At 59.6% G+C, this 1,712-nt stretch carries 3 protein-coding genes and 1 pseudogene; 3 read left to right on the top strand and 1 reads right to left on the bottom strand.

Annotation, left to right across the window (positions count from 1 at the left end):
• Window positions 1–146 (bottom strand): annotated as a pseudogene (locus EOA60_RS39370) (sel1 repeat family protein); the annotation flags it as partial.
• Window positions 147–581: 435 nt separating this feature from the next.
• Here EOA60_RS39370 and EOA60_RS31705 point away from each other — a divergent pair.
• The 3 genes from EOA60_RS31705 to EOA60_RS31700 all read left to right on the top strand — a co-directional run bounded on the left by EOA60_RS31705 (window position 582) and on the right by EOA60_RS31700 (window position 1,510).
• Entirely contained in the window at window positions 582–923 is a 342-nt protein-coding gene (locus tag EOA60_RS31705; RefSeq protein WP_095823699.1) for a DUF2147 domain-containing protein, read from the top strand.
• Between the two features lie 207 nt (window positions 924–1,130).
• Window positions 1,131–1,283 carry a hypothetical protein gene (locus EOA60_RS37905; protein ID WP_164748458.1) on the top strand — a complete coding sequence of 51 codons (153 nt, stop codon included), beginning with the start codon at window positions 1,131–1,133 and terminating at the stop codon, window positions 1,281–1,283.
• Between the two features lie 32 nt (window positions 1,284–1,315).
• Window positions 1,316–1,510 (top strand): hypothetical protein, encoded by a 195-nt coding sequence (locus EOA60_RS31700; protein WP_067321018.1) that lies wholly within the window; start codon window positions 1,316–1,318, stop codon window positions 1,508–1,510.
• Window positions 1,511–1,712 lie beyond the last annotated feature (202 nt).

Below are 1,712 nucleotides of genomic sequence, written 5' to 3'. Positions count from 1 at the left end.
ATGTTGAACCATTTGTGGGCGGCAATGACGTCGGTCTCGCAATCGCGGCCGGTCGCATACATCATGCCCAGTTCGAAAAGAATGCCGGCCTGGGCAGTTGCCCCCATGGCGCCGAAGCCGGCTTCAAGCATTTCAAAGCGTGCCATTTCAATCCCCTGTCTGCTCCCGAGAGCTGCCTCCTTCTGTCCCTGGAATTCCCCTGGGCGGGCCGCTCTTTCGATGCTTTCGAGGATGACGGCTCGCCTTGAATCCGTCGTTAAATGGCTTGCTTAATTTGAAGAAAACAAAGCTAAAACAAGAGGTAAACGCGAAGAACCGTTAAGCATAGGAATCCAGCAATTCAGCCGATCTGCGCCAAATTCGTCGAAAATTTGAGGCGCGGGAATCAAGACTTCGCTAACCACGGAAACCGAAGCCTTTTTCGCCATCCGTTCATTTCCAGCGACCGACGCGGCCGAAATCCTTACAAGCTTCCGTCGCGGCACGGCTTTCGTTTTGGCGATGGCTGGATTAGCTTTACGTTTGCGTAAGGGACAGAGAGGCGGGACGAGGCCCGCCGGAACCCTAAAGGGAGGACAAGCATGTCTCGAAAAGTCAGCCTGGCCCTGGCGGCCACCTTGATGATGGCAGGCGCCGCGTCGGCCGACCCGATCGAGGGCAATTGGAAGACGCAGGCCGGATCGACGGCGGCGATCGCCGGCGGCGGGGCGTTTTCCATCACGCTCAAGTCCGGCAAATATGCCGGCAAGACGATCGGCTCCTTCAAGGCGGCCGGCGACAACAAGTACACCGGCACCATAACGGACCCCGAAACCGACAAGACCTATTCCGGCAAGGCGACGCTTTCCGGCACCTCGCTAAAGATGAGCGGCTGCGTTCTGGGCGGACTGATCTGCAAGACCCAGACCTGGCACAAGCTCTGACAGTCGAACGGATGACGATACAAAAACGGGGCCCGGCGCCCCGTTTTCTTTTTGAGCGCCGTTTCTGAGCGCAACGCTGGACAAGGCACTTCGCAGGCCTTCGGCCGGTCATGACCCCATCAGCCAATTTGAACGGCAGATGAATATCGGTCTCAGAACCGGTTCAGAGGCGTTCGGGCATTCTCCTCGCCATTGAAGGAGAGACCAATGCTTGTCGGCCGCTTCACCATCGTCTGCCTGCTGATGAGCCTGTTCGGCATGTTCTTCGCCATCCTCGTGGCCGAAGCCGGCCGTCCGGCGCGCTCACCGCGAATGGCCGATACCTGCCGGCTGGACTGCATGAACCATTTCGGCCGCTGAAACGACGAATACTCGAAACCGGAACGACCACCATGAACCGCATCGCTGCCTCCACCCTCAAAGCTCTTCGGCTCCTGCCGCGGGCGATGCTCATCCTGATGGTGCTTGCCGCTCCTGTGCTGGCGGTGCCGATGATGCGCGCCGACGCCGGTTCGGTCATCGAGGCGCCAACGCCGAAGAAGGCAGGCATCGGCTTCGTGCTGCTGGTCAGCCTGCAGCGTGGCTGACACGGCCAGAGAAAAATACTCCGCAAGGCGGGCTTCGCGCCCGCCTCCCCCTCCCAAGCGCTCTTCCAAATCCCTATATTGGGCCATGGAAAAGCGAATCTACCCCCAAGCCATCGAATCGGTCGTCATGCCGGAGCCTTTCGGCAGGCAGAGTTTTGACGACGCCAAGAAGGCGGTCGCGGCGCTGGAGGCGCTCTACGAC

The sequence above is a fragment of the Mesorhizobium sp. M1A.F.Ca.IN.020.06.1.1 genome (genome assembly GCF_004023265.1).
In the GTDB taxonomy this organism is placed as follows: domain Bacteria; phylum Pseudomonadota; class Alphaproteobacteria; order Rhizobiales; family Rhizobiaceae; genus Mesorhizobium.
This window is presented reverse-complemented; position numbering and strand designations above follow the sequence as displayed.